The following is a 24,096-nucleotide window of genomic DNA, read 5'->3' as shown; positions in this document are numbered from 1 at the left end:
ATGGGATATCCGTAGTGATACGAGAGGGAAGGCACAACACATGTTGTTGAACAGAGACGATTGGTATGACACCTCACGAGATCTCGATTGGGAGTTGAGTTACGTCGATCCCAAGGTGGCATTCCCCGCAGCGTGGTCCGGAGTGGGTGACATCCCCAAGGAGGCCTGGTCCAAGTGGGATGAGCCGTTCCGGGTGTCCTACCGCGATTACGTGCGCATCCAGCGTGAGAAGGAATCCGGTGTCAAGGCGGTCAGCGGTGCACTCGGACGTGCCGGGCTCTACGAAAAGCTCGACCCCGCACACGTGGCCGCCTCCCACCTGCACATGGGCACCACCTGCATGGTCGAGCACATGGCCGTGACGATGCAGAGCAGGTTCTGCCGCTTCGCGCCCTCGACGCGGTGGCGCAACCTCGGTGTGTTCGGCATGCTCGACGAGACCCGCCACACCCAGCTCGACATGCGCTTCTCGCACGACCTGCTGAAGAAGGACCCGCGATTCGACTGGGCGCAGAAGGCATTCCATACCAACGAGTGGGGTGTGCTGGCCGTCAAGAACTTCTTCGACGACGCGATGCTCAACGCCGACTGCGTCGAGGCTGCGCTGGCCAGCAGCCTCACCGTGGAGCACGGATTCACCAACATCCAGTTCGTGGCGCTGGCCGCCGATGCCATGGAAGCCGGCGACATCAACTGGTCGAATCTGTTGTCCTCCATCCAGACCGATGAGGCCCGCCACGCCCAGCAGGGATTCCCGACACTCGAGGTTCTGATGGAGCACGACCCGCAGCGCGCCCAGACCGCGCTCGACGTCGCGTTCTGGCGGGCGACGCGTCTGTTCCAGACGTTGACCGGGCCCGCGATGGACTACTACACGCCGCTCGAACAGCGCAAGATGAGCTTCAAGGAGTTCATGCTGGAGTGGATCGTTAACCACCACGAGCGCATCCTCAACGATTACGGCCTGAAGAAGCCGTGGTACTGGGACAAGTTCCTGCTGTCGCTGGAGAACGGTCACCACGCGATGCACATCGGTACCTGGTTCTGGCGTCCCACCCTGTTCTGGAAGCCGAATGCCGGTGTGTCCAAGGACGAGCGGGCCTGGCTCAACGAGAAGTACCCGACGTGGGAAGACAACTGGGGCGTCATGTGGGACGAGATCATCCACAACGTCAACGTCGACCGCATCGAGAACACGCTGCCCGATACGCTGCCCTCGCTGTGTAACCTCACGCAGCTGCCGCTCGGCTCCGCGTTCTCGCGGCACGAGTTGGCCGACCACAGCCTCGAGTACAAGGGGCGGCTGTACCATTTCGACTCCGACATCTCAAAGTGGTGCTTCGAGCAGGATCCCGAGCGGTACGCCGGCCACCAGAACTTCATCGACAGGTTCATCGCCGGTCAGATCCAGCCTGCCGACCTCGCCGGCGGTCTGCTCTACATGGGCCTGACACCCGATGTCATGGGTGACGACGTCTACGAGTACGCGTGGGCGAAGGACTATGCCGAGACCCCGGCTGCCGATTCCGCTTCGACCGTCGCCGCGACGGCGATGGCCTGACGAGCTCGAAAGGAGTAGTCCCATGGCACCATTCCCCATCACCGGCCGGTTCGTGACCGACTTCGTTCCGCACCTGGTGGCCATCGACACCGAGGACACCTGGGACGAGGTGGCCAAAAAGGTTGCGCTGCACAGCGTTGGACGGCGGGTCGCCGCCCGCGATCCGCATCCCGGCTACGACGTTCTTCTCAATGGCAAGGTGTTGCCCCCGACCGGCAAGGTCGAGGAGACCTTCGCCGCACAGCCGGTACCTCCCCTGCAGTGGTTCGATGTCCGGTTCCGGGAGACCGCGGGGGTGTCCGGTGGGTGAAGGCGACTTCGTCGACCTCGTCGAGGCGGACGAGCTCTGGGACGGTGAGATGGAATCGTTCGATGTGGGCGACGAGGAGGTGCTCGTCGTGAAGGTCGACGGCGAGGTTCGTGCCTACGACGGAATCTGTCCACACCAGAGCATCTCGCTCGTGGAAGGCGAACTGGAGAACGGGGTCGTCACGTGCCGGGCTCACGAGTGGCAGTTCGATGCGCTCACCGGTGACGGCGTCAATCCCACCGATACCTGTCTGAAATCGCATGACGTCCGTGTGGTGGACGGCGTGATCCAAGTGCGGCTGCGCAGTCACGCCGCCACTGCATGAATGAGGAGTACGAAAATCCAATGAGTGTTCTCGAGATGGAATCCGGTGGGGAGTCGTCTCCCAATCTGGTGGGACCTGTCATCCGCTCGGGCGATCTCGCCGAGGCGGTCATCGACGCGATCGAAGCCGACAACCCCGACCGTGACGTCCTGGTCCTCGACCGCGACGACTACGTCCGGATTCACACGGTGGGCGAGTGCCGGCTCACCCAGGAGAGCTTGGCGAAGTTCTACGGCCAGGCATATGCGTTGTCGGCCCTGGAGATCGACATGCCCTCTTTCAAAGGCCGGTTGTCGACTCGAACCAACGAATACCGCTGGTACTACGAGAATGAGGCGTGAATGATGAGCGAGAAAGCAACGAAGGCCCGTAAGCGCGGGCTCAAGACGTGGAGCGCGTTCGGCAATCTGGGGCGCCGACCCACCGAATACGAGATCCTGACCCACAACATGAACCACACCACCGGTGAGGTTCCGCTGGAGATGGGACCGGATGTCCACGGCAACGTGTGGTTGCGCGAACACCGTGATTCGATGCCGCTGAACAACGTCGATTGGGATGCGTTCCGTGATCCCGACGCGATGATCTACGGCACCTACGTCGCGAGCCAGGACGACCAGGAAACCTACGTCGAGTACCTCCTCGAGCAATTCGACTCGGAAGGGTACGACGAAGGTCTCAACGAGGAGCAGCTCTCGCTGCTACGTACCGCGATCACGCCCACCCGGTATGTCGCACACAGCCAGCAGATGCTGTCGGCCTATGTGCAGCAGCTCGCGGTGAGCAGCTACGTCGCCAACTGCGCCGCCTTCCAGACGGCCGATCAGCTGCGCCGCGTGCAGTTGCTCGCCTACCGGACGACCCAGTTGAAACTTGCTCACCCCGACCGAGGTTTCGCGACCGGTGAGAAGGCCGACTGGACCGAGAATCCGCAATGGCAGCCGATCCGTGAGGCGTTCGAGTGGGCCTTGGTCAAATTCGACTGGGACCGCGCGTTTGTCGTGACGAATCTCGTTGTCAAGCCGATCGCCGACCAACTGTTCCTGGCGCAGGCATCCCGGCAGCTGAGTGCGTGCGGAGCACGGTTGGACTCGTTGATCGCCGAGAATCTGCTCAACGACAGCGAGCGCAGCGTGCGGTGGACGACCGCCCTCGTCAAGCATCTCACCGAAGCCGACCCGGCAAACCTCGAGGTGCTGCAAGGACATCTCAACGACTGGGTCGACCGTGGCGACGAGATGCTCCGAGCGGGGGCGGCACTGCTGGCCACCCCGAGCGGCCGGAAGTCCGATGCCATCGAGGCCGATGTGCGATCGACCTGGCACGGCATGCTCGAGTCCGTCGGACTCCGCGCCCAGTAGGACCGCGTCGCGCGGTACTGCGCCCAGCAGTACAGCGCCGAGAAGAACAAGGAGTGCCATGACCGCGTCGGCGGAATTCGTGAACCACAACCGTCGAATCGACTGTGAACCGGGCGAAACCCTGCTTCGGGCAGGTTTGCGCGCGGGTCTGTCGTTACCCTACGAGTGCGCCAGTGGAGGCTGCGGGAGCTGCCGCGCGCAACTGCTCGAAGGGAGCGTCGAATCGCTGTGGCCGGATGCGACCGGGCTCACCGATCGCGACCGCCGGCGCGGTAATCGCATCCTCATGTGTCAGTCGGTTCCCACCGAGGACTGTCGCCTCAAGGCGCCGGTCCTCGGTGAGGAGCCGGCTGCACCTGAACCGGTTCCCCGCAAGATGAGCGCCGTGCTGCGGCGCCGCGAGATGCTCACCGAGGACACTGCCCTGTTCGTGCTGGGTTTCGACGAGCCGGTCGACTACCTGCCCGGGCAGTTCATGCTCCTTGAATCCGCCGACGGTATCCGCCGCGCCTACTCGATGGCCCATCCGGCCGGCGAGATCGGCAGCACCGACATCGAATTCATCATCCGGGCCAAACCCGGTGGTGCGGGTTCGCGATGGCTCTTCGAACACCTGGCCTCGGGAGACGATCTTCTCGTCGAGGGACCGTACGGTCGGGCGTACGCGCGGCACGATTCCGATCGGCCGGTCGTCTCGATCGCCGGCGGTACCGGCCTGGCGCCGGTCCTGGCGATCACCGATCGCGTGCTGTCACAGGGCAAGTGCCCGCAGCTGGACTTCTACTTCGGGGTTCGGCGAGGGACCGATCTCGTGGTGATCGAACGCCTGGAGAAGCTCGCCGCGATGGGTGCCCGGGTGACCTTGTCGGTGCAGGAGCCGGCCGATGACCTGACGGTTCCTGCGAACATGACCGTGCGACCGGGCCTCGTCATCGACGCGGTCGCCCAGGATTGGGACGACTTGTCCGGCCACGACATCTACCTCGCAGGGCCGGCCGGTATGGTCGACGCCGCCCTGCGCGCGCTGCTACGGGAGCGCAGCGCGCTCGCCGACCGTGTCTTCTTCGACCGCTTCATAGCCTGACCACCCGCGACAATCCGTCATCACTACCCGATGATCTCGGAAAGGACCATCATGATCGTCGACACTCTTCCCAACGCACTGCCCACAGACGACAACTATGGTCGCAACTTCATCGGCGGTGAATGGAAGTTCCCGGCTGCGCCATACGAATTCGAGATCCGCAACCCGTTGGACAGCACGATCACCACCGAGGTGCCGTTGTCGTCGCGGATCGATGTCACCCGGGCGATCTCTGCGGCAAGCGATGCACTGCACGGCCCGTGGCGGGAGTCGCAGACGCGCGGCCGCTCGCTGGCCCGGCTCCTGCAACGCTGCACCGAGCTGAGTTCGGATCTGGCCCGCCTGCAGTGCACCGAATCCGGTCTGTCGTGGTCGGATTCGACGGCGCTGCTCGACGCCACCCTCAAGCTTGCGCGTGGCCGTCTCGCCGAGCGCGTTCTGGGTACTCCCGCCGACCAACCCCCGGTGGTGTCCGGACACATACTCTCCTGGGGCCTGCCGATCTCCGAGATGCTCTTGTCGGTGTTCTCGGCACTCGTCGACGGCCACACCGTCGTCGTGAAGCCCTCTCTGCGTGGTGCTCTGACCCCGGACGCGATAGCTTTGATCGCCGGTGAGGTCGGCTTCCCGCCCGGGGTGATCAACATCGTCCAGGGCACCGGGGTCGATGTCGGCGCCGCACTGATCAGCAGCCCCGACCTGGGACGGCTGTGTGTGCACGGCAACGAGAACACGCTCGCGCGCGCCTCTCGCGCCTATCCGTTCACCCATGTCCCGCTCACGACGCTGCGCGGTGGCGGCAACGCCGCCATGGTCTTTCCGGGCGCAAGCGACGATGACATCGTTAACCTCGCGGCCGAGACCGCCGCCGCCGTCCGCGTGAACAGTGCCGGCGCGCTGTTCGGGCTGCACGCCATCGCGGTGCACCAGGATCTCGCCGAGCGGGTCATCGAGGCGGTGACCGAACAGGTCCGAATCGTGCGCCCGGCACCGCTTCCGGTGGAACTCCAGCGGCGCCGCTCGATGTCTCGCGTCCATCGCCTCGCTGCTGCCGGTGGGCGCGTCCGCTGCGGCGGAGCCGTGCGTGACGACATCGCACACCGCATGGGGTGGCTGGTCAGCCCGACGGTCATCGAACTGGGGACGGCAGCCCGGGCGATCCCGTTGCTCGACGCCGTGGGTGAGCCGAGCGGACCGGTGCTGACCATCAGCACCTGGGCCACGCATTCCGACCTCGATCGGCTGTTCACCCATGCGCGTCACCGCGACGGCTACGGATCGATCTGGGGCGACGACGTCGGGCACAACACCGCTGCCTTCGGCACCATCGTCCGCGGACAGAGCCCGTTGGGGGCGGCTCGCGCCGGACTGGTGCCGCGCGGATGGTACGAGGGAGTCGGCGTACAGGGCGCCACGACGGGCGTGAAGCGATGACGCGCGCCCCCTCGATGCTCGCCGCCGAGTGCGGTGGCCGGGCCGCGCGTGCGGGCCGACCCTACGTGTTCATCATCGACCCGCTCAAAGATCTACAGCCGCACCATGATACGTCGGTCGCGCTCATGGAGGCCGCGCAGTTGGCGCACCATCGGGTGCTGGTCACCGAGATCGGTGGTCTTTCCATCCGCGACGGACGTGCGGTCGCGCGGGTGTCGGAGGTGACGCTGAGCCCTGCGGTCCTGGCCGATGGCCACTGGATCACCAAACCCGATTGGTACACGATCGCGCCGCCCGAGGACCTGGTGCTCGACGAGGCCGCCGCGGTGTTCATGCGTACCGATCCCCCGGTGGACGCCGACTACCTCAGGGCCACATACATTCTCGACTTCGTCGATCCGCACCGGACATTGATGGTTAACTCACCACGATCACTGCGGGAGGCCAACGAGAAGCTCTTCGCCCTCCGTCTGCCGCATCTGGGGCCGCCGACGATCGTGACCGCGGACCGCGAGTTGATCGCGGCGACGGTTCGTCAGTGGGGAGCTGCGGTACTCAAACCGACCGACGGTATGGGTGGTCGTGGCATCATGATGCTGCGGCCCGGTGATCCCAATCTGGGTTCGATCCTGGATTCGGCCACCCGGTCGGGTCAGGGACAGGTGGTGATACAGAAATATCTCCCTCAGGTCAGCGACGGTGATCGCCGGGTGATCGTGCTCGACGGTGAACCCGTCGGGGTGATCCGACGACTGGCCTCGCATGGCGAATTCCGGTGCAATATGGCCGCGGGCGCATCCGTTGCCGCCGACGCGGTGACCGCGAGAGACTGCGAGATCTGTGCCGAACTGGCACCTTTGTTGTCGGCGAACGGGATTCATTTCGCCGGGATCGACATCATCGGTGGCATGCTGACTGAGGTCAACGTGACGAGCCCGACGGGTATCCGCGAGATCGACGCATTGTGTGGTACCGCGCTGGGTACACGCGTCATCGACTGGGCGGATGCGATCGTGGCGACTCGGATGGGGCAGCGATGACGGTGGCGGAACGGATTCTGGTCGTCGGCGCCGACGCAGCCGGCATGAGTGCGGCACACCAGGCATTGCGCACGGCCCGCACCCTCGGTCGGGCCGTCGAGGTGGTGGTCCTCGAGCGGACGCAGGATACCTCCTACTCGGCGTGCGGAATCCCTTATTTGGTAAGTGGTCTCGTCGATTCGCCGGACGAGCTGAGCGCGAGGACCCCGGAGAAGCATCGGGCGATGGGAGTCGATCTGCGGCTGGGTGCCACCGCGGTGGAACTGGACATGCAGGGGCGGGTGGTCGTCGCCGAAACCGGTACCGGAGCAAGGGAACCTTTCGAGTTCGACAAGTTGGTGTTGGCGACCGGCGCCGAGCCGCTGATTCCGGCGTGGGCGCGCGATGCGGATGGGCGGATGTACCGGGGCATCAAGGCCGTCAAGACTCTGGAGGACGCGCGCTATTGGCTCGAGGTGCTCGAGGTTAGTCCTCGCCCGCACCTGCGACGTGGCCTGGTCGTTGGAGGCGGCTACATCGGACTCGAGATGGCCGAGGCTTTGCGTGAGCGGGGTTACGAGTGCACCCTGGTCACCCGGTCGCGAGTGATGAGTTCGATGGACCCGGTGATGAGCGAACGCATCGAGTCCGCCCTCGGCCAGGCCGGGGTCCAGGTGCTCACCGACACCGTGGTCGACGGCATCACGGTCGCCGACGACGGGACCAAACGCGTCCGGATGAGTGGCGGGGAGGAGATCGATGTCGATCTCATCATGCTCGGGCTCGGAGTGACGCCGGCATCTGCGCTCGGCGCCGATGCCGGACTCGCCGTCGGCGAACACGGTGGATATCTCACCGACGAGCATCAGCGGCTCGCCGAGAACGTCTGGGCGGCCGGGGATTGTTGCGAGGTGTACGACCGGATGCGGGGTAAGAATGCGTTCCTGCCGTTGGGAACCCACGCGAACAAGCAGGGGCGCATCTGCGGTTTCAATGTGATGGGTGAAAGCCGAAAGTTCAATGGTGCGCTGGGCACCGCCATCACCCGGTTCAGTGTCGGTGACACCCACGTCGAGATCGCGCGGACCGGATTGAGTATGGGGCAGGCCGTCGAAGTGGGGTACGACCCCGAAGGGTTGGTCACCGAGGGTGGCACGGCCAGTGGGTACATGGCCGAGCGTGCCCCGATCATGACGAATGTCATCGCCGATCGGGGCTCACGCAGTTTGCTGGGCGTGCAGATCGTCGGTGGTCGTGGCGCGGGCAAGCGGATCGACACGGCTGCTGCTGCTCTGTGGGGAGAGATGAGCGTCGACCATCTCGCGGAGATGGATCTGTCGTACGCGCCACCGTTTGCGACCGTATGGGAGGCGATCCAGCTGTCGGCGCGCCGGCTCGCCGACCGACTCTAGACCGGCCACCCGCGCCGGGGTGTCCGGCGCGGGTGGCCGTGGTCAGAACGAGGGTCCACCGTGGCGGTGACCTGAAGATGGATGAGAGCCATGACGGATACCCGAGGCACAGATCCGTCCGCGTCGTGGTGCGCGGGAAGGCCGGCCGGTGAGTCGCGACTGTCGGATCTGCTGGAAACGCTCCTGGTTGATTCCTCCGGCGGGCTGAGGTCCGTCGGGGAACTGCGCCTGGCGTGGCCCGGTGTGCAGCTGCTTCGGTTCACCGGACCCGAGATCACGGTCGCCGGGAGCCAGAGCGGGCCGGTGTTCTGTTTCGCGATTCGCGGCCACCTCCACACCACCACCCCGCGTCGAGCCTTCGTTCCCGGACCAGGCTGGGGATTCGCCATCGCGACTGGCGTCCAGAGCGGCTTGATGGCATTGGGCGGTAATGAGTTTCGCAATCATCTCACCTTGTCGGTGGAACTCACGCAGGAATGCTGTCGCCGGGCGGCGTATGACATCGTCGACGGACTCGATGCCCCGACTTTGCAGGCCGATCAGCCCGACGGGGTGGCCGCCTTTCCCTATGGTCCCGAATTACGTTGTGCTCTGGGGCGTTTCGTACAGGCGCTCGGTGACGAGCGATCCCGCCGGACGTTGGCACCGCTCTACTACGAAGAGATCGCTCACCTTCTGTTTCGGGTCCCGGAGGTGCGACCGGTGTTCACCTCGGCGCTACGAGACGCCGGACAGGCAGACCCCGTCCATCAAGCGGTCCGGTACATGCGGGAGAACCTCACCGCCAACATCACCGTCACCGATCTTGCGCGCGAGGTCTCGTTGAGCCCTTCGGCTTTTGCACATTCGTTCCGGGCCAGCACCGGCACAACACCATACCAGTATCTCAAGCGTGTGCGGCTCGAGGCCGCGCACACGATGCTCCTCAGCGACCCGGCGGCGTCGGTAAGCGACATCGCGCGGACCGTGGGTTACGCCAACGCCTCCCATTTCATCAGCGAATTCAAGCGGCGATTCCGGGTGACCCCGGGCGAGCTCTCCCGCGTCCACGCGGGATGAATCACGTGGTCGGTGGCGGTTCATCGGTCGATGTCACGGATGTCGGAAAATTACTGCAGGAATCAGTAATTGACGAGTGAGAGAAATCCAGATTAGGCTGAGCGCAGCCTGTGGCAGTGAGGGTGGTCACACGCAGAGCTAGTTTGCTTTTTCAATCACAGTGTGGCGCGGAGGTTTTCTGTGGCGCCACATCATCTCTGGTAAGGGGTTGCATCGCATGTCCGACAAACTGAAGTTCTTTTCCGCCGAGTGGTGTGCTGCTGCACAGGAGGCGGTCAATTCCAACCCCGAGGTGTACAAGGGTTTCAAGGATCCGGGTTCGTTCACCAATCGGATGGAGTTCGGCACGATCGGCCGCGACGATCTGGCAAGCCACCTGGAGTGGGAAGAGGCGAAGGTGACCGTGTGGACCCCGCCTCAGTTCCCCGAGGACGATCTCTGGCTGCGGATCGTCGCAAACCTCGACACCTGGCAGCGGGTCGCCGCAGGGGAGAGCGACGGCGGCAAACTGTTGCTGGCCGGCAAGATCAAGTTCGCCAAGGGGCCGATGTCGGCAGCCATCGAGAATGCGGGCGCCTTCAACGCCTTCCTCCTGTCGTGGGGACAGGTCCCGACCGACTGGGACATCTGACGACCTGACCACTCCCATCCAAGGCCATCGCGGCACGGGCAGGAGCCGGTGACAGATCGTGCTCGAAGATCTGGCCGGCTCCTGTTGTGGGATAACAACGTTCACCAAGATCAAGAGGAAGAACCCATGAGTACCGCAGAGACCACCGTATACAGCACCTCGCTCTACGACGGTGACGACGCCAACGGTGTGGCAAACGTCGTCTCCACCCTGTTGGGCCAGAATCTGGCGAACTTCCCGGCGCGGGTCAAGACCGCCAAGAAGATGTCGCGGCCGGTCACCATCTACAGCACCGACACCGAGACGGCGTGCACCATCGTTTTCGGTACCGAGGAAGCCGTTGTCTACAACGATGTCGTCGGAAAGCCGAGCGTCACCGTCATGGCGACCGTCGACCAGATCCTCGATGTGTCCCAGTTGCAGATGAAGGCCGGCGGGCTGGTGCCGGTCGGCTTCTTCACCAAACGCGGCATGGGAGTTCTCGGCCAGATCCTGGCGCACAAATTGGTGGTGAAGGGACTGCTGTCGCATACCGTGGCCTCCCTGCGGACGATCGCACTCTTGTCGGTGGTCGACTCATGACCGCTTCGGCCGCGAGACATGCTGTCGATGAGGACAATTCACCGAGATCGTCGCGGACCTTCTGGCTCCGGGCGATCGGGTTGCTGATCCTCCTCGTGGTCGTGATCTTCTATCTCACGCCGCGGATCTACAACCTGGTGGCGACGCCGTATCGACTCGATGCCGCGGTGGGGTCGGCATCGAAGTACAACCCGGCGCTCGATCGGATCGTCGGTCACGAAGAGGTCACCCTGACCGCATTCAATGCCCTCGACAGCCTCGATGCATCACTGGCATCGGTACTCAAGACCGATGCGGCTGTCGCCGACCAGCTCAAAACACTTGTGGGACAAATACGTACGGATATGGTGCCGATTCTCTCGACGGCGAATGCCAATGTCGGCGACCTCGTCGGTTCGTTGAACACCTTGACCTCGCGGATCAAGGCGCTGCAGCCGCCGGTCGACGGCGCGACGGCGGCCGTCGCGGCAGACCGCGCAACCCTGCAGGGGATTCTCGACGACGCAGCATCGACGGCGGCAAAGGTACATCAGGCCAGACTGTCTGCAGCCAACGGCGCGGGCGATCTCTCGGGAAGGTGAGGACGCGATGACATTCTTCGGACGGGCCGGCGGTCCGGCGCGAATGGTGTGGGCGGTGGTCCTGCTTGCGGTCTTGCTGCTGCTGAGTTTTGTGGTGTTCACCCTCAACGGTCGGCTCGACAACCAGCAGCGCGCCAATCTCACCACGGTCGGGGCATCCGGCCGGATCGACGAGGTCAACGACAAGGTGACCAAGGAACTCGCGCAGCTCACCGATCTGACCCACACCGCGCAGACAGCGCTCGACGCCACCCGGAAGCTCGGACCTCTGCTAACCGATCTCAACAGCGCGATCGGGGAGGCGGCAGGGTTGTTGGACTCCAGCACCGGCGGTGCGGAATTGACCAACGAGCAGTTGACGACGATCCAGGGCCTGATGGTCAAGGTCCAAAAAACCGTCACCCCACTGGTGGCCTCGGCAGGGGCGTTCGGTGATCAGGGAGATCAATTGCTCACGACTGCAAAGGGGTTGGTCGCCGACCTGCGTAGCGCGGTCGCCTCGGCCAGAACGATAAACCAGATGCTCCCGCTGCCCGGCTGATGCGGTGATCCCCAGTCGTCGCGTTCCCGCCATCACTATTCTCACGAGCTGAAAGAACGACAATGTCATCAAGTGCCGAGCACCCGTGGAATTATCACCTGGGTACTCTTGCCGATCTTCACCGGACCGACGTCCGTACCGAGGACATGCCGTATCGCGATGGCGAGACGCTACGTATGCGTCCCGATATCGATTCCGGCGAGATCCGCGGATCGAGCGGATTCGCGGTCGCCACCGAATGGATCGGTCGGGTGGCTGCCATCGTCGCGGTCGTCCTGTTCGCCCTCGTCCTGGTGACCATCCACAAGGGTCTGGCGGTCCAGCACAGTGCGCGCCAGGTCGTCGGCAACTTCCACACCGCCAACGACTATTTCGATCAACGTGCCGATCTCTCGGCACCGGCCACCGCACGGCACCAACTCGAACAGTTGCAAGGCGTGCTGACCGACCTCAACAAGTCGGCAGCGGTCGACGTCGGCAATCTCGCCGACCTCGTGCCCAACATGCAGCGGCTGTTGGCCGCAGGACAGGGCGATCAGCAGATCGCGGTGTCGCTGCAGCAGATCGCAGCCTCGCTCAAGGAGTCGGCAGGATCTCTCCGGACGATCGCGACCAGCGCCAATTCCACGGTGAGTGGTGTCAACGATCAGCTGGGTGTCGCCATCGATCTGGTGGAGGAACTCAACAACGAACTATCCAGAACCACAAAGAAACTCGCTCCGATTCCCGCTCAGAACGGACTGATCCCGCCGCAACCCGCAGGAGGTAACTGATGGTGTCCACCCGAGTGTGGCTCGTGACACTGGGCGTGATCGCCCTGGTGCCGATTCTCGTGCTGTGTGTGGTGAACCGGTTCATCCCGACGGGCACCGATCTGAAGGACCCGTTGGGCCGACCGTCTGATCTGAGCAACCAGATCATCTATTCGGCCTACCAGTTCGACGTCATCACCGCACGCCTGGACCCCAAGCACCAAGAGCTGTCCCAATCGATTCAGGTCCTCGAGACGGTCGCCACGGATCTGGCCAAACTGACCGATGCCGCGGGCCGGTTGACCGGCCTGGCCGGCACCGTCAACGAATCGACGTCAGGCGTCATCGGAATCGCGGGCGGGCTGCCGGAGAAGATCCAGACCATCACCGTCCGTTCTGATACCGCCGCACCGACCGTGTTGACGCTCGCCGGCGCCATCCAGGCGGTGACCAATCAGTTGGCAGCAGTCAACGGCGGACTCCAGACTGTCGGGTCGAGTCTGGCAACGCTCGGCCCGCGCGCGCATTCGATCGCGCAGACCTTGTCCTACATCGAGGAAGAGGCCGCGCACGTTCGCGAGCTGGGCCCGTTGCTGGCGCTCCTGGGTCCGGCAGTCAACGGCCCGCAGACGCCCGCACCTCAAGATCCGGGGCAACCGACCCTGCGCAACGAGTCATCGACGCCCTCGACCCCGCCACATCCGTCAACGGCGCCCGCCACGCCGGGCCGTTGAGTAGTAAGGAGAGATCATGATCACGACGTCAGGAAGACGATTGTCCGTGAGCTGGGCAATCGCCATTGCGCTCACGCTTGCGACCCTCATCGGCATCCTCATCGTGACGCGAGACCTCAGTATCTCCAACGACATCTTCAAAGATGGTGTGGTGCAGGCGAACAAGGTGGACCACACGACTGATAGGGCCAACGACGGCTCGGCGCAACTCCCGCCGGCCGACGACGCGATCAATCAGGGACTGCCGCAAGTGTTCGGCGTGATCGACTCTCTCAACCAGGCCAACGGCACCCTGGCCACGCTGGCCACCGACCTCCAATCACTCGGAACCGCACTGGAGAAAGCTGATCCGTCGCTGGTGAGCATCATCGGGTCGGCCGGGGAGGCGACCTCGTCGGCATCCGGGGCCACCGGTCAGGTCGGCGAGATCAACACGACGCTGGTTGGTGCCAACACCCGGGTGCAGAACCTCGGGACGCTACTCGATCGCACACAGGAACTGAGCACCATCATCGATTCCAAGTTGCGCATCGCCTTGCTGCTTCCCAAGTTTTCCAAGTGAGTACACGCGGAACCCGGCCCACCGGTACCGTGGCCGACGTCGTCGAGCATCTCGAGATGCAATCGCCCGACGACTCGGGCACGCCGGTATGGCCGGGTCTTCGCGTGTATCGTTGCAGCACTCCCCACGCGTGGCGCGGTGTGGTGAGCTCACCCTCGCTCTGCTGTGTCGTTCGCGGTCGCGTCACCATCGACGTCGCCGGACAAGGCTTCGGCGCCGACCCCTCGCACTACGTCGTGGTCCGAGCCGGAGCTGAATATACTGCGACAGTCGATGATACATCGACTGAAGGGGTGCTTTTGGGATTCGTTCTCCGGCTCGGCTCGGCACTGGTGAGCGACGTGAGCGCGGATATGGGATCGGAGTCATCGGCCACGCCCGGGGCAGCGGTGGTGCTGCCCGTCTCGGGAGTGTGGGGGTCTTCGATGACGGCACATCTGGCTGCGGCTGTCTCGCGGTTCGTCAAAGCACTCACCGATGACGGCGACCGGCGTGTGCTCGGTCCCCTGTACCAGCGCGAGATCGTGTATCGACTACTGCAACAGCCGCAGTCTGCACGTGTGCTCGGGTCCACGTCGGACGTGGCGCTGATGGCTCCGGTGATCGCCTACGCACGCGCGCACCTCACCTCCGTGATATCGGTGAGTCAACTCGCCGCGCAGGTATCGATGAGCCCGTCCGGGTTCGCCCACACGTTCCGTGCGCAGACGGGGGTCAGTCCCTATCGATTCGTCAAGGACATGCGTCTGGATCAGGCACGAATCCTGTTGTCCCAGAACGATGGCGCAGTATCCGACGCCGCGCGTGCGGTCGGATATACCTCGGTGTCGCACTTCGCGGCCGAGTTCAAACGCCGGTACGGAGTGTCGCCCGGCGATTTTCGAAAGACCGGGTCGGGCCTCAACTTCGGATCGTGCGAACCAGCAGTTCGGCGAGCGGACCCGATGACGCGGGATTCTGCCCGGTGAACAGCCCGCCGTCGGAAACCACATGTTCCTGCCACGCCGATGCGGACGATTCGAACAGCCCGCCTTCACTCTTGAGTCGGTCCTCCAATAGCCACGTGGCCTTGTCGGCGTAACCCACCTGCTGCTCCTCGACATTGGTGAACCCCGTCAATCTGCGACCGGCGAAAAGCCACGTGCCGTCTTCCCGGCGTGCGGGGAGCAGGGCGGCGGGGCCGTGGCACACCGCGGCGACGGGCCGGTCGTCAGCGTAGAACGCTCCGACGAGCTTGCCGAACCACTCCGCGGACGCGAGATCCTCCATGGGGCCGTGGCCGCCCGGAATGAACAGGACGTCGAAATCCGTGGGGTCGACGGACTCGAGCACCGACGCACCGGTGAGTTCGTCGGAGATGGAGTCGATGTAGTCGCGGATGCGCTGGCCTGCCTCGACACTGCCGCCGTTCATTTCCGGCGTGTATCCGGCCTTGTCGTCGGTGGGCGCGACTCCACCGGGTGTCGCGATGGTGATCTGGATGTCGGCGTCGCCGAAGACGCGGTGCGGAGTCGCCAGTTCCTCTGGCCAGTAACCGCACGGATGTGTAGTGCCGTCGGCGAGGGTCCAATAGTCGACACCGGTTACCGCGATCAAGACAGAAGGCAAGTCCGTTCCTTTCACTTGGGCTGGGCCACTACTTAATCAACCGCTCGCGTCGGCCCCGATCAATGGCCGAGTGGATTCTTGGCAGGAGTGGGGCATCATCATGCAGGATTCCGTTCATCGGTGACGGTGACGGTGACGGTGACGGTGACGGTGACTCGCCCGAGCCGCGATCGGGCGGCGGATCAGGGGAATGCCGTGAATCCGGCGGCACCCGGCCGTAGGCTCGACCCGTGACCACGATCGGCGCGGTGGACAGTGATCAGGGGACGAGTCCACCACGGGCGGCCCTGGTACTCGGGGCGCTGATCCTGGTGGCCGGTGTCGCCAACATCAATCTGTCCGTGGCCAATGTCGCACTCCCCGATATCGGCAAGGCCCTCGACGCCAGTTCGACGCAGCTGAATTTGATCGCCGTCGGCTACTCGCTGGGACTGGCGGCCTCGGTGCTGTACTTCGGTGTGCTGGGCGATCGTTTCGGCCGACGACGGTTGCTCATCGCCGGCATGTTGTTGACGTTGCCGGCGTCGCTGATCGCCGGTTTCGCGGTGGGCCCGAACGTCTTGTTCGCCGCACGCGTCCTCGGCGGGATCTCGGCCGGTCTGGCTTATCCGACGACCCTGGCGATCATCACGGCCCTGTGGACCGGTGCCCGCCGCACCGGCGCGATCGCGGCGTGGTCGGCGATCGGCGCGGCGATCTCGGCGACCGGACCCGTCGTGTCGGGGGCGTTGCTGGAGCAATTCGCCTGGCAATCGGTCTTTTTGGTGACGCTACCGCTCGCCGTGCTCGCGCTGGCCGGCGCGTGGTTCCTGGTGCCTCCCGACCGCGGCGACACCGCCGTCGCCGTCGACAACCTCGGCGGCGTCCTGTCGATCGTGCTGGTGGGTGCCACCGTGCTGGCGATCAACTTCGCCCCGCTGAGCAACATGCGGACCGCGGTGTGGGTGCTCGCGGCGATCGCGATGGTCTCGATCGTCGTGTTCGTGTGGCGCCAACTTCGGATCAGGGTGCCGCTCTACGACTTCCGGATCGCATCTCGGCCGACGTTCTGGGTGGCGGCGGTCGGCGGCATCGTCATCTTCGGCACCCTGATGGGCGCGATGTTCGTCGGTCAGCAGTATCTGCAGAACGTGCTCGGCTACTCCACTCTCGCCTCGGGTGCGATGGCCCTGCCCGCCGCCGCGGCGATGGTGGTGGTCGCACCGCAGTCGGCGAAACTCGTGGAGTCCATCGGATCTCGCTACACCCTGCTCATCGGGTACCTGTTCATCATTCTCGGCCTGGCACTGGCGCTGATCATGTGGCACGACACCGCGCCCATCTGGTCGGTGATCGGTACCTACATCCTGATCGGCGCGGGCGTCGGATTCGCCGGAACCCCGGCGTCGCATTCGTTGACCGGCTCGGTGCCGGTCTCACGCGCCGGAATGGCATCGAGCACCTCGGATCTGCAGCGCGATCTCGGTGGCGCGATCATGCAGTCGGTGCTCGGGGCGATCCTCACCGCCGGGTACGCCAAGACGTTGACGGCGGCGATCTCCGCCTCACCCGACGCCGACCACGTCAGCAGCGAGACCCAGGCGGTGCTCACCAAATCATTTGCCAGCGCCGCGGATCTGGCACAACGCTATCCGCAGTATTCGCACGAGATCATCACCGCCGCGCGCGATGCCTTCGTGCACGGTGACGCCCGGGCGAACGCGGCGGCCATCGTCATCGTCGGATGCGGCGCCCTGCTGGTGGCCGTGTGCTATCCGAAGGCGGCAAAGGAACGAGAAGCGATGCGCCGCTACGCCACCGAACGCGGAGTATCGGCCTCCGACGACACCTGAGCGGTGCTCAGGTCACCTCGAACGACGGGCTGACACCGACGATCGGGCGCAGGCGACCGGTCGACGACTTGACGTCACCGAAATACCGGATGCGATGACGACCGGCTGCGCCCTGCGGGATTCGCCACGTGATGGTCACGATCGATGCCGAATCCTGACCGTCGGGGCGCTTCCAGTCGAGTTCGCTTGCCGCCCCGGTGTCGTCCTCCGCGGTGATCCAGCGTCCCCCGTCGAAACGCTCGATCACGTAGTAGCCGTCGGTGGGCCGGGACCCGTCGGGGGGCACACGTCGCACACGATTGCTCGGATGTGCTCCGGAGAACGCCACCGAGACCGATTGTCCGGCAACGTAGGTGGCTTTGGGCGTGGCGACGACCGCGCCGAAGGTGGTGTCGCGGACCGGACTGTCGGCGGGGACCGGCGCGAGGAGATTCGGCTGCAGCCCGCTGGTGTCGGCGGGTGTCGGTCCGAGATCGCCGCGCCTTCCCGCGGCCATCGTGCGGGCCAACCGGTCGAACTCCTGCATGTAGGCGCACAACGTGTAGCGCCCGAACAGTGTCTCGCCGCCCTCGTACTGTTGCGACAGGAACTCCTCCGGCGTCGTCACGTACTGGCTGTAGCCGTTGGCGTAACCCTGCATCAGCACGTTCTCCAGTGGCACGCGCAGTGCGTCGGCAACGATCCGCCGGATGCGCAACCCGGCGACGATGGTGAATTCGGCAGGCCCGCAAGCCAGGACGAGGTCACCGATCCGGATCAGCTGGATCGGCAGCACCTGCTGTATCCAGGGTCGCGGGGGAAGGTAGCCGAGTGGGAACAGGTCGAACTTCGGTGCCTGGATCGCGACCGCCCAGTCCGGCGGCGTCGCGCTGGTGTCGACGCCGAGGGCCTGCGCGAACGGCAGCGTCACACCCTCCTGGAGAAAACTCAGCTGGCTCCGCGTGTTGTCCTCGGTGCTGGTGGCCGCGGCGGCCGCACCCATGATCGCCGGGGTGGTGCGCGTGGGTTTTCCGTCCGGGGTGTAGTGGCCGTCGATCCGGATGTCGGAGAGATCGAGGAAGCGATAAGCGTAGCTGATGGCGCCGGTCAACGGCCGTGCTGCGGCGAAAGCACGTTGCGCGGCGCGATATTGGCGGTCGCCGATCATCACCCGGTTGGTGCGGTGGTCGGCGGTGGGTCCGCCGGGGTGCATCTTGCGCAGCCACAGGTTCGGTGTCATGTCGCCGGCGTTGGTCTGCGGGAATGCCGCCACCACGCCGGGATTCGCGCTCTCGGCCAGATAGGAGGCGTAGCCCTTGTTGTCACTGGAGATCAGGGTGTTGGCGTCGGTGAGCGAGGTGCCGTGCGTGGCGAACCAGGTGATCTCGCCGATCACGGTGCCGCCCTGGCGCAGTCGCAACGCGGTGACCTGCGGGTCGATGTGTTCGGGGAAGTGCTTCTGGTCGGCTGTCGGATTGCGGACGAACGCCTGCACGGACCGGTTGGCACTTGCGTCGTGCAGCTCGCTGTGGCCGAGCTCGAGAGTTCCCGGAGCGAGACTGTTGTGCGCGGCGACGATGGCCTCGACGATTCCGTCGACCTCGGCGCGATACGAGTTCTCCCGATGCCCGAGTGCGGCAAGGACATACGCATAATCCCAGGCGGTACCGCCGCACGAGTTGTGATTGTGCGTGGCGTTGATGTTGACGTTCTCGTTGGTGTAGGCGTTGCCGAAGCGTTGTGCCAGCGCCTTCATCACACCGATGCGGTGGGATTCGAAGATGCACGCGAGATCGGCGTTGACGAAGACGATCCGGGTACCGGTGGCGGCGTCGGCGATGATGTAGGCACGCGCCCACACGCGTTGCAGGAGGCCGGTGGCCACCTGCGAGAGATCGGAGTAGCCCATCATGCCTTGTCCGGCAATGGCTCCGGTGATGTCACCGCGTCCGGCGCCGACGAGATAGCCGCCCGATGGTGCCGCCTGTGCTGGACCGGGGGTACCGGCGACACCGGCCAAGCCGAGTGCTGTGGCCCCGACCGCCGCTCCGGCCAGTAACCCTCGCCGGCTGACCCCGGCTGCTCTCGCGGTGTCCGTCATCGTTGTCGCCCCTCCGAACCGGTCCTGCCCGCATCGTCGGCGGGTGCCGCCATTGCGGCAAAAGTGGTGGCCAACAAGGCGATATGGCGCCGCGCGGCGTCGCTGTCATGATCGGTCAGCCACGACAGCGTCAACCCGTCGAGCGACGAGGTGACGATGTGGGCGAGTTCGTCGGTCGGCATCGTCCACCGCAGTGACATCGTGTCGGCGATGAAGCGCAGGGCGTCGGCAACCGCCGACCGATAGACCTCCCACTGGCGACGCCCGGCTTCCGGATCGTGGCGCATCGCGTGAGTGGCGACCTCCAGCAAGGCGATCTCTCGCCTCGGATCGCTCTCCAGGAGGCGCAGATAGGCGTCCATCGCCGCGGTCAGCACCTCGGTGAGTCCGGTACCGGGGTCGGTGAGTTCCACGCTGAGCAGCGCGCCGAGCCGTTCGGCGCTGGTGATCTCCTCGATCACGGCGCTGATCAGTGCCTCGCGTGAGGAGAAGATGTAGAACAGTGCGCCCTGCGGCATGCCGGCCTCGCCGACGATCGCCCGGGTGGTCGCCGCGGCGAGTCCGTCGCGCGCGATGACCCGGATTGCGGCGTCGATCAGCTCCGCACGTCGCTCGTCGAACGTCATTCGGCGCATCGAGAATCCCCCCCGGATCAGTTGATCGTTCGGTCAACTATGCATCACGGGGGGTGATCTGTCGCGCGGATTGCAGGAATTCGTCAGATCGTGTGGTCGTGCAGGGTGGGCAGACTGTCATAGGCGTTGCGGATGTGGCGGGCGGCGAGTCGGGACGCGCGACCGGCGTCGCCTGCGCTGATGGCGTCGAGGATCTCGCGATGCTCGGTCATCAATGCCGCGCGGAGTGCGGACCAGTCCTCGACGTCGGTGAAGGCAGCGAGGATCGCGCGACGCTGGGCATTGCGAATGGCGACCGTCATCGCGGTGACGAGCCGATTGCCGCCGGCCTCGGCGATGGCGGTGTGAAAGGCGATATCGGCGTCGTTGAAGGCGGCTCGATCGTCGACGGCGGCCTCCATCGCGGCCATCGCCTCGTGGACCGGTGCAAGGCGTGCGGGATCGTGTGCCCGCGCTGCCAATTCGACGCTCGAGGACTCCAGGGTCACCCGCGCGTCGACGACGTCGGCGAACGCGAAGTTCGACAGCGCGATGTGCAGGCGCAGAAAGTGGGTCAGGGCCTCGGCGGGCATCGCGGCGACGAAGGTGCCGGCGCCGGAACCGCTGCCGACCGCCGATCGGAGCACGCCCTGGGCCTCGAGGACGCGCAACGCCTCGCGGACCGCGGGCCGGCTGACCTGCAGGCGCGCGGCGAGATCGCGCTCGGGTGGTAGCGGATCGCCGACACCCAATGCTCCGGAGAGGATTTGCTCCTCGATCGCGTCGATCACCATCTCGTAGGTGCGGGTACGCGCCACCGGTTGCCAGTTCGGGCTGGGCGCGGACGCCGTCGCAGATGACCGGCCGATCGTCATGGGAACCACCTTCCGTGCGGAGTCGGTGGCCCCGCGTCGATCCGGGTCGCTCTGTTGACAGGCGCGACGGGATCACCTTACCGTGAATCGTGTGGTCAGACCACAGGTCTTTCCAGCTCACAGCCCAGCCATCTCCCGCGGAGTCCGTATGCGCATCCCCGATCAGCTCGCCCGGCCATCGATCGTTCGGTCGGGGCACCCGTGATGAGGGTCGCCCTGTTCGCCACCTGCTTCAACGACACGATGTGGCCCGGTACGCCCCGGGCGACCGTGCTGCTCCTCGAGCGACTCGGCGTCGAGGTCGAGTTCCCCGTCGAGCAGACCTGCTGCGGCCAGATGTTCACCAACACCGGCTATGCCGACGAGGCGATCCCCGGTGTGCGACAGTTCGCCGACGTCTTCGGTGGGTACGACGCGGTCGTCGCCCCCTCGGCCTCCTGCATCGGCTCTGTGCGCCACCAGCATCCGGGGCTGGCGGCTCGCTCGGGCGATCACGGGTTGCAGGACGCGGTGGCTGCCTACACACCGAAGGTGTACGAACTCAGCGAATTCCTCGTCGACGTCCTCGGTGTCACCGACGTCGGCGCGTACTTCCCGCACCGGGTCACCTATCACCCCACCTGTCATTCGCTGCGCATGCTGCGCGTCGGCGACAAACCGCTGCAACTGCTCCGGGCGGTCAAGGGCATCGACCTCGTGGAACTGCCTGCCGCCGAACAATGTTGCGGATTCGGTGGCACCTTCGCGATGAAGAACGCCGACACCTCGGTGGCGATGGGCTCCGACAAGTCCGCACATGTCAAGGAGACCGACGCCGAAGTGCTGGTGGCGGGAGACAATTCCTGCCTCGCCCACATCGGCGGACTACTCAACCGGGAACGCGCCGGGGTGCGGATGATGCACCTCGCCGAGATCCTCGCCTCCACCGAGAAGGAGTCGGCATGACCACCTCTCGCGACCCGGTGCACGAGATGCCCACGATGGCACCGTCACTGGCGTTGGGCTCCGGCCATCCGCACGTCGGGGTCACCTCGACCTTCGTCGGAATGCCGAAGTTCCCCGAGGCCGCCAGGACCGAGCTGGCCAACACCACTCAACGTCGAAACCTCGCCCACGCCACCGGGATCATCCGCACGAAGCGGGCCGGGGTGGTCGGCGAACTCGACAACTGGGAGCAGTTGCGCGTCGCCGCCGAACAGATCAAGAACCGTACCCTGCGCAACCTCGACCGCTATCTGATCGAGTTCGAGGAGAAGGCGAGTGCCGCCGGGGCCGTGGTGCACTGGGCCCGGGATGCGCAGGAGGCCAACCGGATCGTCGTCGACCTGGTTCGTCAGACCGGAGCCGACGAGGTGGTCAAGGTCAAATCGATGGCCACCCAGGAGATCGAACTCAACGAAGCCCTGCAGGAGGCGGGCATCGACGCCTGGGAGACCGATCTCGCCGAACTCATCGTCCAACTCGGCGACGACTGGCCCAGTCACATCCTCGTGCCGGCCATCCACCGCAATCGCAGCGAGGTCCGCGAGATCTTCCGGCGACGGATGAAAGAGGTCGGCCGCCCGGCACCCGACGATCTCACCGACGATCCCAAGCGGCTCGCCGAGGCCGCACGACTTCACCTGCGCGAGAAGTTCTTACGCGCCAAGGTCGGCATCAGCGGCGCGAACTTCGCGGTCGCCGACACCGGCAGTCTCGTCGTCGTCGAATCCGAGGGCAACGGCCGCATGTGCCTGACCCTGCCGGAAACGCTGATCTCGGTGGTCGGGATCGAGAAGATCCTGCCCACCTGGTCCGACCTCGAGGTCTTCCTGCAGGTGCTACCGCGGTCGAGTACCGGGGAGCGCGAGAACCCGTACACCTCGATCTGGACCGGCGTCACCCCCGGCGACGGACCCCAGAACGTGCATATCGTCTTGCTGGACAACCATCGCACCGACGTGCTCGCCGACGAGGTCGGCCGAGATGCGTTGCGCTGCATCCGATGTTCGGCGTGTCTGAATGTGTGTCCGGTGTACGAGCGCGCCGGCGGACACGCCTACGGTTCGGTCTATCCCGGGCCGATCGGCGCGATCCTCACCCCGCAGCTACGGGGTACATCGTCGGCGGTCGACAAGTCGCTGCCGTTCGCCTCCAGTTTGTGCGGGGCATGCTTCGATGTGTGTCCCGTGCGTATCAACATCCCGGACATATTGGTGCACTTACGAACCCGAGTCGTCGATGAGAAGCGCGGTGGTCTGCCGAGCGGTGAGGCCGCCGCGATGAAGGCCGGTGCGTGGATGTTCGCCGACCACCGCCGCCTCGAGGCAGCGCAGAAGGCGGCCACCACCAGTCACCGGTTCTTCGGCAAGCGCACGACGATCGGTGCCCTGCCGTGGCCGTTGTCGGCGTGGAGCTCGGCCCGTGACGTCCCGGTGCCGCCCGCGGAATCGTTTCGCGACTGGTGGAAACGCGAACGCGGGAACCGTGCGGCCGGGGAGGAGGACCGATGAGCGCCCGCGAGGAGGTCCTGACCCGTGTGCGAGCCGCGATCTCCGACGTCGACGACGCCACACGTGAAAGCGACATCGACTGGGACTACGGACAAGCGGTGCCGACCGGTGATCTCGACACCGTCGAACGATTCGCCGAGCGCGTGGCCGACTACCGTGCCGTCGTCGAACGCGTCAGAGAACACGACCTGGCACAACGGATCTCTGCGGCGCTGGCCGACGTCGACGGGCCGGTGCTCGCCGACCCGGCGTTGCGCTCGCTACTGGGCGTCGAGGAGAACTGGATCGATGACGAGACACTCTCCCCGACGCAGCTCGACCGGGTCGGTGCGGTGGTGACCACGGCCGCCGTCGGGATCGCCAACACCGGCACCATCGTGTTGGACCACGGCGCCGGGCAGGGTCGGCGTGCGTTGTCGCTGGTGCCCGACGTCCACCTCTGCATCGTCGACGCCGCACAGATCGTCAGCGACGTCCCCGAGGCCGTCGCTCGGCTGATCGCCGACGGTGCTGCCGCACGCCCGCAAACCTGGATCAGCGGGCCCAGCGCCACCAGCGACATCGAACTCGACCGTGTTGAAGGCGTGCACGGTCCGCGCACCTTGCACGTGGTGATCGTGGGCTGAGAGCGGGGTGGGCGGATTGTC

The 24,096-nt window shown here is 65.2% G+C and carries 26 protein-coding genes; 22 read left to right on the top strand and 4 right to left on the bottom strand.

The genetic code is table 11. The features are described from left to right. Positions 1-40: 40 nt before the first annotated feature. The 18 genes from isoA (at position 41) to P3L18_RS05220 (ending at position 14,916) form a co-directional block, all read left to right on the top strand. Positions 41-1,561, top strand: coding sequence for an isoprene monooxygenase oxygenase subunit alpha (gene isoA, locus P3L18_RS05305; RefSeq protein WP_079929933.1), 1,521 nt, complete (start codon positions 41-43; stop codon positions 1,559-1,561). Between the two features lie 22 nt (positions 1,562-1,583). Next, positions 1,584-1,871 (top strand): toluene-4-monooxygenase system B family protein, encoded by a 288-nt coding sequence (locus P3L18_RS05300; protein ID WP_079929934.1) that lies wholly within the window; start codon positions 1,584-1,586, stop codon positions 1,869-1,871. Then, positions 1,864-2,196, top strand: coding sequence for a Rieske 2Fe-2S domain-containing protein (locus tag P3L18_RS05295; RefSeq protein WP_276113510.1), 333 nt, complete (start codon positions 1,864-1,866; stop codon positions 2,194-2,196). Before P3L18_RS05300 ends, P3L18_RS05295 begins: the two co-directional genes overlap by 8 nt. Before the next feature lie 20 nt (positions 2,197-2,216). After that, a complete protein-coding gene (locus tag P3L18_RS05290) occupies positions 2,217-2,537 on the top strand; it encodes an MmoB/DmpM family protein (RefSeq protein ID WP_276113509.1) in 321 nt (106 codons plus the stop codon). A 3-nt stretch (positions 2,538-2,540) separates the two neighbouring features. Continuing rightward, the gene (locus tag P3L18_RS05285; protein ID WP_276113508.1) at positions 2,541-3,557 is read left to right on the top strand and encodes a toluene hydroxylase; all 1,017 of its coding nucleotides are present in this window, start codon (positions 2,541-2,543) and stop codon (positions 3,555-3,557) included. A 58-nt stretch (positions 3,558-3,615) separates the two neighbouring features. After that, positions 3,616-4,641, top strand: a complete 1,026-nt coding sequence (locus P3L18_RS05280; RefSeq protein ID WP_079929936.1) for a 2Fe-2S iron-sulfur cluster binding domain-containing protein — start codon at positions 3,616-3,618, stop codon at positions 4,639-4,641. A gap of 51 nt (positions 4,642-4,692) precedes the next feature. Next, the gene (locus tag P3L18_RS05275) at positions 4,693-6,075 is read left to right on the top strand and encodes an aldehyde dehydrogenase family protein (RefSeq protein WP_276113506.1); all 1,383 of its coding nucleotides are present in this window, start codon (positions 4,693-4,695) and stop codon (positions 6,073-6,075) included. Then, a complete protein-coding gene (gshB, locus tag P3L18_RS05270; RefSeq protein ID WP_276113505.1) occupies positions 6,072-7,115 on the top strand; it encodes a glutathione synthase in 1,044 nt (347 codons plus the stop codon). Before P3L18_RS05275 ends, gshB begins: the two co-directional genes overlap by 4 nt. Next, positions 7,112-8,506, top strand: a complete 1,395-nt coding sequence (locus P3L18_RS05265) for an FAD-dependent oxidoreductase (protein ID WP_276113504.1) — start codon at positions 7,112-7,114, stop codon at positions 8,504-8,506. Before gshB ends, P3L18_RS05265 begins: the two co-directional genes overlap by 4 nt. 90 nt (positions 8,507-8,596) lie before the next feature. After that, positions 8,597-9,565: a helix-turn-helix domain-containing protein gene (locus P3L18_RS05260; protein ID WP_172398825.1), complete on the top strand. Its 969-nt coding sequence runs from the start codon at positions 8,597-8,599 to the stop codon at positions 9,563-9,565. Between the two features lie 217 nt (positions 9,566-9,782). Beyond that, positions 9,783-10,196, top strand: a complete 414-nt coding sequence (locus tag P3L18_RS05255) for a hypothetical protein (protein ID WP_079929940.1) — start codon at positions 9,783-9,785, stop codon at positions 10,194-10,196. A 126-nt stretch (positions 10,197-10,322) separates the two neighbouring features. Continuing rightward, positions 10,323-10,778, top strand: a complete 456-nt coding sequence (locus P3L18_RS05250; RefSeq protein WP_079929941.1) for a hypothetical protein — start codon at positions 10,323-10,325, stop codon at positions 10,776-10,778. Beyond that, positions 10,775-11,359, top strand: a complete 585-nt coding sequence (locus P3L18_RS05245; RefSeq protein WP_079929942.1) for a hypothetical protein — start codon at positions 10,775-10,777, stop codon at positions 11,357-11,359. Before P3L18_RS05250 ends, P3L18_RS05245 begins: the two co-directional genes overlap by 4 nt. A gap of 7 nt (positions 11,360-11,366) precedes the next feature. Further along, positions 11,367-11,900, top strand: coding sequence for a hypothetical protein (locus P3L18_RS05240; RefSeq protein ID WP_276113503.1), 534 nt, complete (start codon positions 11,367-11,369; stop codon positions 11,898-11,900). 62 nt (positions 11,901-11,962) lie between these two features. Next, positions 11,963-12,673, top strand: a complete 711-nt coding sequence (locus P3L18_RS05235; RefSeq protein WP_276113502.1) for a hypothetical protein — start codon at positions 11,963-11,965, stop codon at positions 12,671-12,673. Next, entirely contained in the window at positions 12,673-13,386 is a 714-nt protein-coding gene (locus tag P3L18_RS05230) for a hypothetical protein (protein WP_276113501.1), read from the top strand. Before P3L18_RS05235 ends, P3L18_RS05230 begins: the two co-directional genes overlap by 1 nt. Before the next feature lie 16 nt (positions 13,387-13,402). Further along, a complete protein-coding gene (locus P3L18_RS05225; RefSeq protein ID WP_276113500.1) occupies positions 13,403-13,948 on the top strand; it encodes a hypothetical protein in 546 nt (181 codons plus the stop codon). A gap of 56 nt (positions 13,949-14,004) precedes the next feature. After that, positions 14,005-14,916, top strand: coding sequence for an AraC family transcriptional regulator (locus P3L18_RS05220; protein ID WP_253193975.1), 912 nt, complete (start codon positions 14,005-14,007; stop codon positions 14,914-14,916). Here P3L18_RS05220 and P3L18_RS05215 read toward each other — a convergent pair. Then, positions 14,849-15,556 (bottom strand): type 1 glutamine amidotransferase domain-containing protein, encoded by a 708-nt coding sequence (locus P3L18_RS05215; protein WP_079929960.1) that lies wholly within the window; start codon positions 15,554-15,556, stop codon positions 14,849-14,851. The genes P3L18_RS05220 and P3L18_RS05215 overlap by 68 nt on opposite strands. Positions 15,557-15,786: 230 nt before the next feature. Here P3L18_RS05215 and P3L18_RS05210 point away from each other — a divergent pair, with 230 nt between their 5' ends. After that, a complete protein-coding gene (locus P3L18_RS05210) occupies positions 15,787-17,388 on the top strand; it encodes an MFS transporter (protein WP_079929953.1) in 1,602 nt (533 codons plus the stop codon). Between the two features lie 7 nt (positions 17,389-17,395). On the opposite strand, the gene P3L18_RS05205 is transcribed toward P3L18_RS05210, so the two are convergent. The 3 genes from P3L18_RS05205 to P3L18_RS05195 all read right to left on the bottom strand — a co-directional run bounded on the left by P3L18_RS05205 (position 17,396) and on the right by P3L18_RS05195 (position 20,957). Then, complete coding sequence (locus tag P3L18_RS05205; RefSeq protein WP_276113499.1) at positions 17,396-19,468, bottom strand: neutral/alkaline non-lysosomal ceramidase N-terminal domain-containing protein; 2,073 nt, start codon at positions 19,466-19,468, stop codon at positions 17,396-17,398. Beyond that, entirely contained in the window at positions 19,465-20,103 is a 639-nt protein-coding gene (locus P3L18_RS05200; protein WP_276113497.1) for a TetR/AcrR family transcriptional regulator, read from the bottom strand. The genes P3L18_RS05205 and P3L18_RS05200 overlap by 4 nt, the downstream gene beginning before the upstream one ends. Positions 20,104-20,186: 83 nt before the next feature. After that, positions 20,187-20,957 (bottom strand): FadR/GntR family transcriptional regulator, encoded by a 771-nt coding sequence (locus P3L18_RS05195; protein ID WP_006371619.1) that lies wholly within the window; start codon positions 20,955-20,957, stop codon positions 20,187-20,189. A 204-nt stretch (positions 20,958-21,161) separates the two neighbouring features. On the opposite strand from P3L18_RS05195, the gene P3L18_RS05190 reads away from it, so the two are divergent. From P3L18_RS05190 to P3L18_RS05180, 3 genes are read left to right on the top strand one after another with little or no spacing between them, the layout of a single operon-like run. Continuing rightward, a complete protein-coding gene (locus P3L18_RS05190) occupies positions 21,162-21,902 on the top strand; it encodes a (Fe-S)-binding protein (RefSeq protein ID WP_276113496.1) in 741 nt (246 codons plus the stop codon). Beyond that, positions 21,899-23,449: a LutB/LldF family L-lactate oxidation iron-sulfur protein gene (locus tag P3L18_RS05185; RefSeq protein WP_271354367.1), complete on the top strand. Its 1,551-nt coding sequence runs from the start codon at positions 21,899-21,901 to the stop codon at positions 23,447-23,449. The genes P3L18_RS05190 and P3L18_RS05185 overlap by 4 nt, the downstream gene beginning before the upstream one ends. Next, entirely contained in the window at positions 23,446-24,075 is a 630-nt protein-coding gene (locus P3L18_RS05180) for an LUD domain-containing protein (protein ID WP_276113495.1), read from the top strand. Before P3L18_RS05185 ends, P3L18_RS05180 begins: the two co-directional genes overlap by 4 nt. Positions 24,076-24,096: the final 21 nt, after the last annotated feature.

It is taken from the genome of Gordonia sp. N1V (assembly GCF_029269935.1).
Taxonomy (GTDB): Bacteria; Actinomycetota; Actinomycetes; order Mycobacteriales; family Mycobacteriaceae; genus Gordonia; species Gordonia polyisoprenivorans.
Note: the sequence above shows the minus strand (reverse complement) of the source record. Positions and strands in the feature narration are given on the sequence as shown.